The organism is Streptomyces sp. NPDC048483 (genome assembly GCF_040651455.1).
In the GTDB taxonomy this organism is placed as follows: Bacteria; Actinomycetota; Actinomycetes; order Streptomycetales; family Streptomycetaceae; genus Streptomyces.
In genome coordinates, this window is record NZ_JBEZJZ010000168.1 from 1 (window position 1) to 12,868 (window position 12,868).

General features: G+C 66.8%; 10 protein-coding genes, 1 tRNA gene and 3 pseudogenes. 6 read left to right on the forward strand and 8 right to left on the reverse strand.

The genetic code is table 11. The features are described 5' to 3' along the window. Positions 1 to 620: pseudogene (locus tag AB0D04_RS40380) on the reverse strand (hypothetical protein); the annotation flags it as partial. On the opposite strand from AB0D04_RS40380, the gene AB0D04_RS40385 reads away from it, so the two are divergent. From AB0D04_RS40385 to AB0D04_RS40395, 3 genes are all read left to right on the forward strand, one after another. Further along, on the forward strand, positions 580 to 1,374 hold the full coding sequence (locus tag AB0D04_RS40385; RefSeq protein WP_362712393.1) for an STM4013/SEN3800 family hydrolase: 795 nt from the start codon (positions 580 to 582) through the stop codon (positions 1,372 to 1,374). The pseudogene AB0D04_RS40380 and the gene AB0D04_RS40385 overlap by 41 nt on opposite strands. Positions 1,375 to 1,393: 19 nt before the next feature. Continuing rightward, positions 1,394 to 1,843: an NUDIX hydrolase gene (locus AB0D04_RS40390; protein ID WP_362712394.1), complete on the forward strand. Its 450-nt coding sequence runs from the start codon at positions 1,394 to 1,396 to the stop codon at positions 1,841 to 1,843. A gap of 200 nt (positions 1,844 to 2,043) precedes the next feature. After that, positions 2,044 to 2,223, forward strand: coding sequence for a hypothetical protein (locus tag AB0D04_RS40395; protein WP_362712395.1), 180 nt, complete (start codon positions 2,044 to 2,046; stop codon positions 2,221 to 2,223). Positions 2,224 to 2,269: 46 nt separating this feature from the next. On the opposite strand, the gene AB0D04_RS40400 is transcribed toward AB0D04_RS40395, so the two are convergent. After that, positions 2,270 to 2,388: transfer RNA gene (locus tag AB0D04_RS40400), tRNA-OTHER, on the reverse strand. Positions 2,389 to 3,125: 737 nt separating this feature from the next. Further along, the gene (locus AB0D04_RS40405) at positions 3,126 to 4,235 is read right to left on the reverse strand and encodes an FAD-dependent monooxygenase (RefSeq protein WP_362712396.1); all 1,110 of its coding nucleotides are present in this window, start codon (positions 4,233 to 4,235) and stop codon (positions 3,126 to 3,128) included. Positions 4,236 to 4,389: 154 nt separating this feature from the next. On the opposite strand from AB0D04_RS40405, the gene AB0D04_RS40410 reads away from it, so the two are divergent. Beyond that, positions 4,390 to 5,376 carry a TetR/AcrR family transcriptional regulator C-terminal domain-containing protein gene (locus tag AB0D04_RS40410; RefSeq protein ID WP_362712397.1) on the forward strand — a complete coding sequence of 329 codons (987 nt, stop codon included), beginning with the start codon at positions 4,390 to 4,392 and terminating at the stop codon, positions 5,374 to 5,376. On the opposite strand, the gene AB0D04_RS40415 is transcribed toward AB0D04_RS40410, so the two are convergent. Next, complete coding sequence (locus AB0D04_RS40415; RefSeq protein ID WP_362712398.1) at positions 5,290 to 5,778, reverse strand: transposase; 489 nt, start codon at positions 5,776 to 5,778, stop codon at positions 5,290 to 5,292. The genes AB0D04_RS40410 and AB0D04_RS40415 overlap by 87 nt on opposite strands. A 132-nt stretch (positions 5,779 to 5,910) precedes the next feature. Further along, positions 5,911 to 6,651, reverse strand: coding sequence for a transposase (locus AB0D04_RS40420; protein WP_362712399.1), 741 nt, complete (start codon positions 6,649 to 6,651; stop codon positions 5,911 to 5,913). Positions 6,652 to 7,009: 358 nt separating this feature from the next. On the opposite strand from AB0D04_RS40420, the pseudogene AB0D04_RS40425 reads away from it, so the two are divergent. After that, a pseudogene (locus AB0D04_RS40425) lies at positions 7,010 to 7,473 on the forward strand (HNH endonuclease family protein); the annotation flags it as partial. A 258-nt stretch (positions 7,474 to 7,731) separates the two neighbouring features. On the opposite strand, the pseudogene AB0D04_RS40430 reads toward AB0D04_RS40425, so the two are convergent. Further along, a pseudogene (locus AB0D04_RS40430) lies at positions 7,732 to 8,147 on the reverse strand (IS1380 family transposase); the annotation flags it as partial. Positions 8,148 to 9,142: 995 nt separating this feature from the next. Between AB0D04_RS40430 and AB0D04_RS40435 the strand changes: the two are divergent. After that, positions 9,143 to 10,873, forward strand: coding sequence for a pentapeptide repeat-containing protein (locus AB0D04_RS40435; protein ID WP_362712400.1), 1,731 nt, complete (start codon positions 9,143 to 9,145; stop codon positions 10,871 to 10,873). A gap of 279 nt (positions 10,874 to 11,152) precedes the next feature. Here the strand turns inward: AB0D04_RS40435 and AB0D04_RS40440 are convergent, their stop codons facing one another. Then, entirely contained in the window at positions 11,153 to 11,623 is a 471-nt protein-coding gene (locus tag AB0D04_RS40440) for a hypothetical protein (protein WP_362712401.1), read from the reverse strand. 487 nt (positions 11,624 to 12,110) lie between these two features. Continuing rightward, positions 12,111 to 12,623, reverse strand: coding sequence for a hypothetical protein (locus tag AB0D04_RS40445; protein ID WP_362712402.1), 513 nt, complete (start codon positions 12,621 to 12,623; stop codon positions 12,111 to 12,113). Positions 12,624 to 12,868 lie beyond the last annotated feature (245 nt).

A 12,868-nucleotide genomic window follows, 5' to 3' on the forward strand; every position in this document is an offset into this window, starting at 1 on the left:
CTGGCCGAGGCATAGGCGGTGAACACGCCGATCTGGCAGTTCTCAGTGCGGCCGGCCGTCCCCGAGTATTGGCGCTGTACCCCTGCCGAGATGACCCCATCGACACCGACGCCGTCATCCGTGACGGGCGCATCGCCGGGGCCTTTCCCGGCGAGATCCACGAAGGTGTGGCCTGGTGGGTGGCCGCCTGCTTCATCGTGGTCAGCAAGACGCGCCAACTTGCAGTGGCTCACGACGGCCACCCCACCACCGCGGAGTTTCACATGCGCTTCTGCCGCGGTGCTGTGACCGCCCAGCACTGGGCCTGCCTGGTGTCCGACCTCGGGACCGCTGACGAGCAGCAGCTCCTTCGGGCGATGAAGGAGCTCGGCGCGGTCCCCGGCGCCCGGCTGGCCACCGTCCAGGACGCCGGCCGGGAGGTCGTGACGATCCACCTGTACGACACACAAGGCCAGCAGGTCACCGACGCCACCGGGCTGGCCCGGATCCGCGACATGATCGCAGCCGACCGCATCCCCATCCCCGTAAACGAGCAAGCCCGCGGACGCGTCGTTGAACGCCGGGACCTGGTGGGGCGGCGTGATCGACGCCGCCAAGGTCATCCAGAGCGGCACCAGCATCCTCTTCGTCACTCTCGACTCCCTCCGGTACGACGTCGCGCGGGCAGCCCTGCACGCTGGGCAGACCCCTCGTCTCGCCAAGCTCCTGCCGGGCGGACAGTGGGAGGAACGCCGCACCCCCGGTACCTTCACGCTGCCTGCTCACATGGCGTTCTTCTCCGGCTTCCTGCCCAAGCTCCCGCAGCCCCAGCAGCCGCCGCGGCTGTGGGAGTGCCGGCCGCCCGCGTTCAAGGCGGTCGATGACGGGACGTTCGTCTTCGACGCGCCGAACCTGCTTGCCGGCCTCGCGCAGCACGGCTACCGCACCGTGTGCATAGGTGGGGTGACGTACTTCTCGCGAGAAACCACCCTGAGCTCCGTGCTCCCCGGCATGTTTCACGAAGACCACTGGCAGCCGGATTTCTGCTCCCCGGAACCCGACTCCACACGCCACCAGGTCGACCACGCACTGACCGTTGCCGAGCAGTGCAGCAACCGGCCGCTGTTCTTGTTCGTCAACGTCTCCGCGACCCACGTCCCCCACGGCCACTACATCAGTGAAAACGGGGACTCTTGGCGCTCCCAGGCTGCAGCGCTCGCGTACGCAGACGAGCACCTTGGAAGGCTAGTTGACACCCTCACCAGCAAAAAGCGATGGCTGATCATCATGTGTGCCGATCACGGCGACGCCTTCGGCGAAGACGGTTACCACGGCCGTGGCATTGCTCATCCCACCGTGCTGAACGTGCCGTTCGCCATCACGCTCGCGCCGTAGGCGGCTACGCTCCCCCGCCATGACCGACTCACCAAACAGGGGGGCACTGCGCGACGCCTCCGTCATCGTGGCCCGCGACCATGACGGAAAGATCGCCCTCCTGACCGCGCCGTTCCCCAGCCACGGCGGCGAATACCTGTTCCTCCCCGGAGGACGCCAGGAAGACGGGGAGACGCCGGAAGACTGTGCACGGCGCGAGCTGCGCGAAGAAGCCGGCGCAACCGCCGAGAACTGGCGCCTCCTCGGCACCTACGCCATCACCCTGAACAACCCCGCACGCCTGTCCCTGTTCCTGGCCGAAGATCTGACCCTCGGCCCCCAGCAACTCACAGACACGGAAGAAGATTTCAAGCTCATGTGGTGGCCAATGAACGACGCGATCACGGCCGCGGCGGAGGGACGCTTTCTCCTGCCCGGCGGCCCCCTCGCGCTCCTGCTCGCGCAGAGACTGCTCAGCGAACACGAGTGAAAGCCCCGTGCCGGGCAGCGCGAGGTCCAAGGCCGGTCAAACCGCCGCGGCTGGCTGCGATACGACTTCGTACCCCGCACCGCCGACCCGCAGATCGTGATTGATGAGTGCTTCTGGCGGGTACGCCACGCCGCCCCCGCCTCGTACCGCCGCGCCACCGCCCTGTCGGGGGTGTCGCCGCCCCCGGCAGGAGACCTCCCATGGCAGAAACAGGCCAAATAGCCTTCCACCTCGGCCGCTCGATCGGGGGACACCGTCCCGATCCGGAAGAAGAGCAAGACCGCATCGAGATGGTTCAGCAGGAGCGCGAGGAAGAGGAAAGCAAGATCCCACCGGAGGTACGCCTGCAGGGCGAACGCCGCCGAAACGGCCTCGCCTGACGAGGCCCGATCCACCGACCCGCGGCTCCACGGTGGTGGTCGGTTGCGGTGCCGACGGGATTCGAACCCGCGAACAGGGAGGGACAGGCCCGTCCGAACCCCGTCAGTCGTCGTGAGGAGGGCCTCCCCCACGACGATCGCAATAGACCGCTCTGCCACGGCTCCGCAACCTACGGGACTGCGCAACCCCGCTCCGACGAGCGTAGAGACAGCCCCGGACAGGGGCGAACTCTTTTTCGCAGGCAAGGCCTTGGCAGTTCGTGCCCCACGGTGGTTTGGCGGGCCGGTATGACTTGTCACTCCCCCAGGTGGCCGCCACCCTCATTCCCCGCGGCGGCCTCTACAGCAGCGCCATTCACACATCATGATCAAGACGATTGTCCGTGCCTTCGCGGCCGCAGACCTCGCGCTGGCGCCAATGACCACCGCCACGCCCTCCCACGCCGCAGAGACACTCAGCCTCCACGACGCCATCGAAGGCCTCCCCCAGGCGCCGAGAGCCGAGACGGCTACGAACGCACCAAGTTCAAGCACTGGATCGACGAGGACAAGGACGGCTGCAACACCCAGTGTCGGCTTACACGTGAACGGGAACGGGGCTCTGGCAAGATTTTCGTAGCCGGAGACCATCCCGGTGCGGCGGTCGGCCGGTCCGCATACGCCTTGCGGTAGAAGGCGCGGAGAAATCAACGGTTTCGGGCTCGACCTGCGACGACGCTCGCGGCCAGCCGGCTCCGACCGCATGACGTAGTCACGGCCGAAGGGTGGCCGTCTCGCGTACGGGAGCTGCCGTAGCAGGCGCAAGTGTCGGAAGTTCGGCGCCTGCTACCAGGAAGCCGGCCACCCGCCGCCGTCCTTCACGCCGCACCTGCCTGCCTGCTCATTTTCGGCGGGGTTGAATGTCAGTCGTCGAGTGTGATCGCGGTCTTGGCTCGCTCCAGGGAATCCTCGGAAGCCGACCCCCCGGGGTTCTCCGTGGCGAGTGCCTGATTGCGCTCGACGAACGGGCGCAGTCGTTGCTCGTAGCGGGTAAGCGCGGTGCGGTGGTCAGCGCCGGCCTTGCGGAGTTCGTCGGCCAGCACGTAGGCGCCCACCAGGGCCAGACTGGTGCCCTGGCCGGACAGCGGAGACGGGCAGTACCCCGCGTCTCCGACCAGCACCGCTCTGCCCTCCGACCAGCGATCCATGTGGATCTGAGCCATCGCGTCGAAGTAGAAATCGGGTGCTTCCCACATGGCCTTCAGCAGGCTCGGGGTCTCCCCGCCCAGATGTGACATCCGGTCGGCGAGGATCGACTTCTGCTGCTCGGTATCGTGGTAGTCGTAGTCGAGGGGCTCCGATGTGAAGCCGAGAGTAGCCCTGATCTCGGTGTTGTTGCGCACCGGGTAGACGCAGTAGCTCGCGGCCCCGTCCTGGAGCCATACCTGCCAGTCATCAAGGTTCAGGAAGTTGTCGGTGCTGAAGACGGCCACGTGGGGACCAAGGTGGCGGATGAACTCTCTCTCCGGGCCGAAGGCGAGTTGCCGCACCTTCGAGTGCAGACCGTCCGCACCGACCACGAGATCGAATGTGCGGTCCTGGCTACGTTCGAAACTGGCCCGTATGTCGTGCGCGCCCTCTTGGAGGAGGGTGATGGAGTCGTCGAAAAGGTACTCCACGTCCTCATGGCTTTTCCGGTACAGCAATTGTGTGAGGTCCTCGCGCAACAGCTCGATGTCGTCGCTGTCGAGCCGGCCACTGCTGAGAGTCATCTCGGTGGAGCGCCAGAGTTCGTTTCCGTCGCCGTCGAGCATCGACATGCCACGCATCCGGGTCCGTGCCTGCTGAGCCTGCTCCAGGAGGTGCATCCTGTCGAGGACATCGAGCGCGACACCGCGGACGTCAATTGCCTGGCCCCCGGGACGCACGCCGGGGGCGCGTTCGACCACGGTCGGCGCATAGCCGTGATGGTGCAGCCAGTAGGCGAGTGTGAGTCCTGCGACGCTTGCACCGGAGACGAGCACGGTCTTCATGGGGATCCCCTTCTTCATACGGTGTACGCCCTGAATGTACGGCGTACGCGCAGCACCGCCAAGTGCTGTTTTTCTGCTGCTGTCCTAGTGCAGTGAGGGTGGTGAGTGTCATCTTCCCTGGTAACCTCTGTCCTAGTACAGGAAGAAGGAGGGCATGGTGGCCTCAAAACTCATTCCGCCCTACCTGCGCATCGTCGCGGAGATCCGGCGACGCATCGAGGACGGCGAACTTGCTCCCGGCGACCGAGTCCCGTCGACGCGCCAGATCGCCAAGGAGTGGGACGTGGCGCTGGCCACCGCGACGAAGGCACTGAACACCCTGCGCCAGGAGGGTTTCGTGCAGGCCCAGCCACGCGTCGGCACCGTGGTGACACCCCCTCGCCGCCCCCCGCGAGGCCAGCGCCCCCGCCCGACGTCCGCGCCCGAACACGAACTGACCCGTGCGCGCATCGTGCGCACCGCCATCGATATCGCCGACTCAGAAGGACTGGATGCGTTGTCCATGCGGGGCATCGCCGCACGCCTGGGTGCTGCCACCATGTCGCCCTACCGCTACGTGAACAGCAAAGACGACCTTGTGCTCCTGATGGCCGACGCGGTCCTCGGCGAACTCTCTTATCCCCCTGACCCGCCTCGGCGCTGGCGGGCCCGGCTGGAGTTGGGCGCCCGGTCACTCTGGGAGCTGCACCGCGCACATCCCTGGCTGGCGCAGATTGGCCCGCTCACCCGCCCGCTGATGCTGCCCAACCTGATGACCTACTCCGAGTGGATGCTCAGCGCCCTTGACGGGCACGGACTCGACCCGACGACCATGCTCAACCTGAACGTGCTCATCTACAGCTACGTGCAGGGCATCGCAGTCCACCTGGAACGCGAAACCCAGGCCGAGGACGCCACGGGCTTGTCCGAAGACCAGTGGATCGACGCCCAGGCGCCCGCCCTTGAAGCGATCGTCACCTCCGGCGACTACCCGACGTTCACCAGGGTCATCGAATCCCTCGGCGACAACGGCTACGACCTGCACCTGGACGAACTGTTCAAGATCGGCCTCACGTCAATGCTCGACGGCCTGACCCTGCTCACCGGCGGACGCTTGCCCCCTCAGGGCCAAGCCCTTGGCCGCGCAGGGCTTGCCGGCTAGCCACGAACGTTTTTGAAGCTTGACATCCGTGATGCGGCCTTCGTTGACCCCCGAGTTGTAGGGGGTGACGATCCCCTGGATGACCGCGTGCCGGTCTTCGCGTAGGCCTTTGGCGATGCCGGCCAGGGGCGGGAGTCCGCTGGCGACAAGCCCGTCGAGCCAGTCCGACAGGGGTGCGGCGTCGCGGGCATCGAGCATGGTGGCGAATTGGCGTACCGGTTTGTGGGTGCGGTGGAGCTCCGGGCAGTGCTCCAGCAGCCGACGCAGGCGTTCTGCAGTCTGCGGGCCGTGCCGGTCGGGATTGGTGATGATCCAGCGGGCGGCTTCGCGTGGGGAGGGCGGCCGCTCGCGCGGTTCGCCCAGGGGCAGGCCGCGGCGCAGAGGCGCGAGGGCCGTCTTCACGCGCTGATAGTGGCCCAGGTAGCCCTTGGTGAGGAGTTCCTGGTGCAGGACCGTGGCGTTGTGTGCGCCCTCGTCCCAGCGTTGGCCCAGGTAGTCGAGGTACGGGTCGAGAGCGGAGGGACGGCGGGGCGGTCAGCGGACCACCTCGTGCCAAGTGTGGGCCCGGGCGTACTTGCGCACCGTACGGCGGTCCAAGCCGAGTTCCCGGGCTGCGGCACTGTGGGAACGGCCGGCATCGGTCAGCGCGTGGACGGCCTCGAACATCCGCCGGGCATGCCGGGCAGCCGGAGTATCCGCTGGTCCGGCTCCCGCCATTGCTTTCTCTGGGAGCTCGGGCTCGGCTGGTTCGGGGGCGGGGAGGGCTGCGGGCAGGCAGCCGCGGTGAGCGGCAGCGACTTCGTGAACGCACCGGGACAGGCCCTGCCACAGGTGGAAGCGGTCGCTGACCTGGAGGGCGTCGGGAGCGCCGTTGGTGATGCCCTGCCGGTAGGCGAGCGAGCCGTCGCGGCAGACGACCTGAACACCGGGATGCCCGCGGAGCGGCCAGCGACTCAGCTGCTCGGCGTCCCTCCCTGCCCAGAGCGTCAGCGGGAGCCTGGTGTCGGCATCAACCAGGAGGGTGCCGTAGGTGTCGCCGTACAGTGCGAAGTCGTCCACCCCCAGCACCCCCGGTGTGATCGGGGGCGGCGGCGGCACCCGCATCAGCTGGGAGAGCACGGTGCACCGCGAGAGCGTGACGTTAAGAACACGCAACATCCTCGCTCCGCCACGGCCTGCCAGCAGGACTCCGACTGCCTCGACCACGTGCTGCAGCAGCGGAGTGCGCCGCTGGTAGCGCACGGTCAATCCCGGCACCTGCTCGGCGAAGGTCACCTTCGGACAGGATGAGTTTTCGCAGTACAGACGGCGCACGCTCACATCGATCCGCACCGACCGGCCGCCGAGCGGGACATCGGAGAGGTGTCACACATAGCCGCTGTGACACCAGTCGCTCGGCGTGCCACACCCGGTACACCCCGCTGAAGCACCGGAGCGGGTACGGGCCTGGACCACCACGACGGGACCGGAGACATCGACCGAGACCACCAGCACCTCGGCCAAGTGCGGTAAAAGCTTTGACAGTTCAGCAGAACACAGTCAGAGGCTGCCCACCTCACGGACCGGCCGACCGCCGCACCGGGATGATCTCCGGCTACGAAAATCTTGCCAGAGCCACATGCGGGTGTACGCCGACACCCGGGCCGAAGTCCTCATCGCCGAAGCCATCACCCCGCCAACCGTCGGCGCGCGCTGCAATCTCACCGGCGGGACCTGGCTGTCCTACTACGACACCATCGTCGACGGCCCCTCAGGCCTCGACATCGACCACATGGTGCCCCTCGCCGAAGCCTGGGACTCCGGGGCCTCCCAGTGGACCGCCGAGCAGCGCCAGGCCTACGCCAACGACCTCGGCACCGCACGCTCCCTGGTCGCCGTCACCGCAAAGACCAACCGGTCCAAGGCCGATCAGGACCCGGCCCAGTGGATGCCGCCGGCCCTCGACGCCCAATGCACCTGCCTCGCCGACTGGGTAGGCACCAAACTCCGTGCTCCCTCACCGTCGGCTCCCTCACCGTCGACCGCACAGAACGCGACACCCTCCGCGAACTCGCTGCCGCCTGCGAGAACACCAACGTGGAATACGAGCGAGCGTAAACGTCGAGACCGGCGCCGGGGCCCACTGGTCAAACCCCGGAACGCAGTGGTGCGCCACAGGCTGATTGCCTGTGGCGCACCGAGATCCAGGGGCCAGCTTCGTGCATCTCCAGGAACAGCGTTTCTCGAACGGTTCTGTCAGCTCTCATCGAAGCGAGTCGTCGTCTCACCCAATCCAGTCGGACTACAGCCGGTTTCCACACCACCGCGATGACGTCCTCATCCGCCGGCCCGAACAGCAGGTATGCCCTCGCCAGTCTCGGCGGCCTGCATCCTGGCGACTTCCCGGGCTGGAGCGCGGGCCGCTCCCAGCGAAGCGAGAGCAGCCTCGTCGATGTCGGCGAGCAACCGCCAGGCCGTGGGCCCGGAGGCGACCGGGCCGAACACTCCTGCCTGGTCCCGTAGCGCGGCCAGATCCGCGATCGCCTCACCGCCGTCGGCGAGTATCACCGCGAGATCAGTGGCGGTTCGGCCCAGATCATGCCCGGTGCCGCGCGGTCGCAGCGGCCCGAGCGCAGCGGAGTCCGCGGTGGTCAGACCGGCGGCCTCGGCGAGATCCGCCGCCAAACGTGCCCGGCATGCCCGACCACCCCCGAACCGTCAGCGGAGACATGGAGCTTGGGACGAGAACCGATACCCTGCACGCAGAAAGTGCCTTCCGCCTGGACCGACAGAACCCCTCGACAAGGTTCATCGTCCCAGCTCAGAAGGCACTTTCGTGTTTCCGTCCCACTTCCGGCCTCATCCCAACCGAAACGCCGAGGCTAGGCGTAGGCGCTTCCCCAGGATCGGGCGCTCGGGGTGCGGCGGGTCGCCGGTGAGGCCGACGAGTTGGGGGGCTCCCGGAGGTGAAGCCGCGTTACACCGGAATTTCATTGTCGGCTACTAGCGTGCACCGGGAATTGACCATGCGATATTCCAGTAATCACGAGTATCGCCTCCGACCATGGAGACTTAGTGCGTAAACTCGCTTCAAAGCTGACACTGGTTGGCTTGTCCGTTGCTTTCCTCGGAGGAATGCTCCTGTCTCCGCAGGCGGCCCAAGCCGCGGCAGGGGTGCCCGGGCGTTTCATCGCAGACGCCGATATCCTGGCAGCCCCCGACGGAGCGATTGTAGGCAAAGGCCGTAACGGCCAGCCAGTCACAGTCAACTGTCAAACGGCTGACGGTAATTGGTGGAACCTCAACGCTGCCGAAGCCGCCGGCTGGGTATGGCAGCCGAACCAGGTATTGCGCGACTGGGGGACCCCCAACCCTCCGGTCTGCTGACCACTTCCCGACTGAATCAACCCAACAGGCTCCCCGCCGGTCACAGGCCGGTGGGGAACCCCATGCGCCTGTCGGCCGGGCTTGGCTTCGTCGTGTCAGCTGCTGGCTGGTGGCTGGTGGCTGGTCGTCGGCTGCGGAGGATGCGCGGGCGCGGTGGGCGCGGTCGTTGTACTGCCAGCAGTGTCCGGCGGTGTTTCCGCGCGAGGACGCCGTGGCGGTCTGACGCCGGGTGCGAAGAAGCCCCGCCCTTCCTGGGCGGGGCTTCTTCGTCTCCGCGCTCCAGGGGGTTGGTGGCTCATGTCGTGCTCGCGGCTGCCTGCGTCTACCCCGTCCAACCACCGTTGCCAGCATCTGGAAAGAGCACGACACCGACGGCGACGCCCTGTGGTGTGATCAACCTATGACCATGTCGACATCGCCGGACTGGCCGCACTGCGGACATGGAGCCCACCCCGACACCGACCCTGTGGGCTGCCGGGGCCGTCGAGTCGAGCCGTATGCCGAATGCCTGGCCCACCTCAGCGACGCTGATCGCACTGCCTACCTGGCGGGGCTGGAGCCTGGTGCCGACGTTGATCACCGTGGCACCAGGTTCAGTGAGGCACTGCTGCATGAACTGCTTTCCACGCTTAGGCCCACAGCCACCAACCGACCTTACTTGGGTAGAACCCTTTTCACTGAGGCAGAGTTCGACGGCGACGCCAAATTCTCCGGGGCCGTGTGCAGCGGAGATGCCAGGTTTGACTATGCTCAGTTCGGTGGCGACGTTTCGTTTGTCGGGGCGGTATTCGACGGAGAAGTCCGTTTCAGTTGGGCGAAGATCAGCGGCCACGCCAACTTCTTCCATGTGGAGATCGATGGTGACGCCCGATTCGGCTTTATGAAGATCAGCGGCAACTTCGCATTCGTAAAAGCGAAGATCAGCGGCGAGGCCTTGTTCGACGCAACGGAGTTCAGCGGCTTCACCGCGTTCGACGGGGCGGAAATCGGCAGCGACGCCACTTTCCGTGGAACCGTCTTCCAGCACGCTTCCGCTGTGGGTCCGCTGGTGTGCAAAGGGGCGCTGGATCTCTCGGCGGCGACGTTCGGGACCGCCGTAGCTATCGAAGTGGCCACGCTAACCTTGCTGTGTCGGCGGACGCGGTGGGCCTCCACGGCTGCACTGCGCCTGCGTTACGCCGCCGTGGATCTGAGTGACGCGGTCATGGAATATCCGGTGAGCGTCGCTGTTCGTTTCCGGCCCTTCTCAATGCCCTTCACCCAGCCTCTAGACCCCGGAGTGCCCGAGTTGGACCGGGAGGATTCCCGCGTGCGGATGATGTCGCTTCGGGGGGCGGACGCCGCACACCTGACGCTCACTGACGTCGACCTCACCGACTGTCTCTTCGCCGGGACCATCCACCTCGACCAATTGCGGCTGGAAGGACGGTATCCCCTGGCCCCCACTCCCTCCGGGGTGCGCTGGCGCGGCAGGTGGCCAGTGCGGTGGACGCCACGCCGGACGCTGGCAGAGGAGCAGCATTGGCGCGCTGGTCGCAGTACGGCAGCCGGCGGCTGGACCCCGGCGCCGGAGGGGGTGGAAGTGCTGGAGCCGGTCGCGTTGGCGCCGGTGTACCGGCAGCTGCGGAAAGCATTCGAGGACAGCAAACACGAGCCCGGAGCCGCCGACTTCTATTACGGCGAAATGGAGATGCGCCGCCACGCCGACGACATACCCTCGTCCGAGCGTGCCTTGCTTACCGCTTATTGGGCACTGTCCGGCTATGGGCTGCGCGCCTCCCGCGCGCTCGGCTGGCTCGCCGTCGCCATGATGACCACGATCCTGCTCATGATGGGCTTCGGCCTGCCCAACGAGACGCCGAAGCAGCAGGTCGTCAAGGAGAAGATCGACGGCAAGTGGACGACCGTCATCGACAAGCCGGACCCGAAGAACCCCACGGGCAACCGCTTCACAGGGAAACGCTTCGAGAAGGCGTTGAACGTCACGCTCAACTCCGTCGTTTTCCGCTCCAGCGGTCAGGACCTGACCACGGCCGGCACGTACATCGAGATGACGTCGCGCCTCACGGAACCAGTCCTCCTCGGCTTCGCAGGACTCGCCGTCCGAGGCAGGGTCAAGCGAGGAAGCTGAGCCTCGCGACGGCACGAGCCCCAGGCGCCCCACCCGTCGGTGACGGGCGCGATAGCCGCGGGGATCGTGCTGCTGGTCGGAGGGGTGGGTATTGGGGTGTGTGGCTGCGTAGGTCATCTCCAAGAACGGTTGTTTGCGGCTTCCGGGAACGTTTCAAGATCACCGACGTCCTGAATATCGGCGAGAAATAGGAACACCCGCCACGGGAGCGTGCGAGTGCTGCAGGGCGTACGGGACCGGCATGACCGGACGGCCAGGCGGCGGCGGTGGTCACCTCAGTCAGCGCTGGTTGGGGCTCAGCAGCGTGGCAGCCGCGGTAACGAAGGCCACCGACGCCTCCTTGGCCGCGTGCCGCCGTGCGTCCAGCTCGGTGCGGCTGGTCGCCTTGCGCAGCGCGTACGTGGCATCTGCGGCCTGCTGGGCGGGGCCAGCCAGCTCGGGGACCAGGACCTGAAGGCGGATGTGGGGCGCGGTGATCGCCGCCCGGGTGTCGTGGGACTGCGTCTGGGCCTCCAGCTGGTGCTCGGTGCCCGCCTCGGTCAGGGCCCGACGCTCCCGGTGAAACATCGCTGAACGGTGTGCGTCCACGGCCGCCGCGAAGTCGGTGACGGCACCGAGCTGGTCCTGGCGGTGGTCGTCGGCGCGCTGCTCGATGCGTGCGGTGCGTGCCGAACGGTGCTGGAGGAGTCCGGCGGTCAGGGCACCGGCGAGGGTACCGAGTACGGCAACGATCGAAGGCCATATGGACATCAGGTGTTGGATCCTCTCGGGTGGTCGGTTTCGATGGTGAAGGTCTGCGGACAGCGAGGTACGCGGCCGGCGGGCGTCGGTGGCCGGGTTACGCCTGCGGCGCTCCGGACCTACCCTGGCGGTCGGTTTGCGGCTAGGGTCGACACAGGAGTCCGGGGCCATGAGCACTTGCTCCAAGCCGACCAGCACACGAGACGGCCAGAAGCAAGTACCGGCGCGCTTCCAGAACTCAGCAGCACATTTCTCGTCGCTGATGGACCGTTGCCAGCGGTGACCAACAAACGTTGCCGGCTCCCGGCGATAAAACCAGGGTGTGGTTGCCGCGGCGGGCGTCGGCGTCTGTGGATGCGCGGGCTCGGTGGGCGCGGTCGTTGTACTGCCGGCGGTGTCCGGCGGTGTCCGGCGGTGTTTCCGCGGGAGGATGCGGTGACGGTCTGACGTTGGCCTGCAGAGAGCCCCGCCGAAATGGGTGTCGCGGTGGCTCCGATCAGTGGTCGTCGTCTACGGCCAGGGCTTCCTTACATGCCGCGAGAAACCCTCCTAGGGCCGCGCCTGCGCGGCGTCCCACCCCGGCTTCAGATGGTCGCCTCGCTTTAGCGTCGGCACACCTTTGCAATTCGAATCCAGCCTCTTCAACGGAGGCCGGCCCGAACAGGGCAAGCTTTTTGCAGGCCATGCCGAGTTCAGCCAGCCGCTCATACGGTTCTTGGGGCTCAGCACGGTCACTCAGTTCGAGCCCGCTCGTAAGGGACGCCGATGTCCTCACAAAGCGCATGTACGCATCGATGACTGACGCGTAGGCGGCCCGACGTTCTTGTCTTACCCAATGCTTTCGCTCGCTGTCCGCCTGCCGGGATACTTGCTCGATGGCGGCGCGAACGGCGGCATCGGCCCCGTGCCGTGCGGCCTTCCAGCTGGCCCATCCGCCGGCGGCGGCGCCGATGATGGCTGCGGCGAATCCGATGATGGCGGCGTAGAGGGCCGCCTTCCCCTCGTCCACATGTCCCCCTGTGGCTTGCGTCAGAGGAGTGTCCCAGGTCCGACGGAGCCTTGAGGGTGGATAGCCGGGAAGTCGCCTGGCTGCAGGCCGCCGAGACCGGCGAGGCATACCCACTGTCCCGGCCGGCGGACGAGACCTTCCCGGCCTGGCCCTGGACCTCGACGCCACACTGATCACTTGCCACTCCGAGAAGGAGGCGGCCGCGCCCACCTATAAGGGCGGCTTCGGCTTCCATCCGCTGCTGT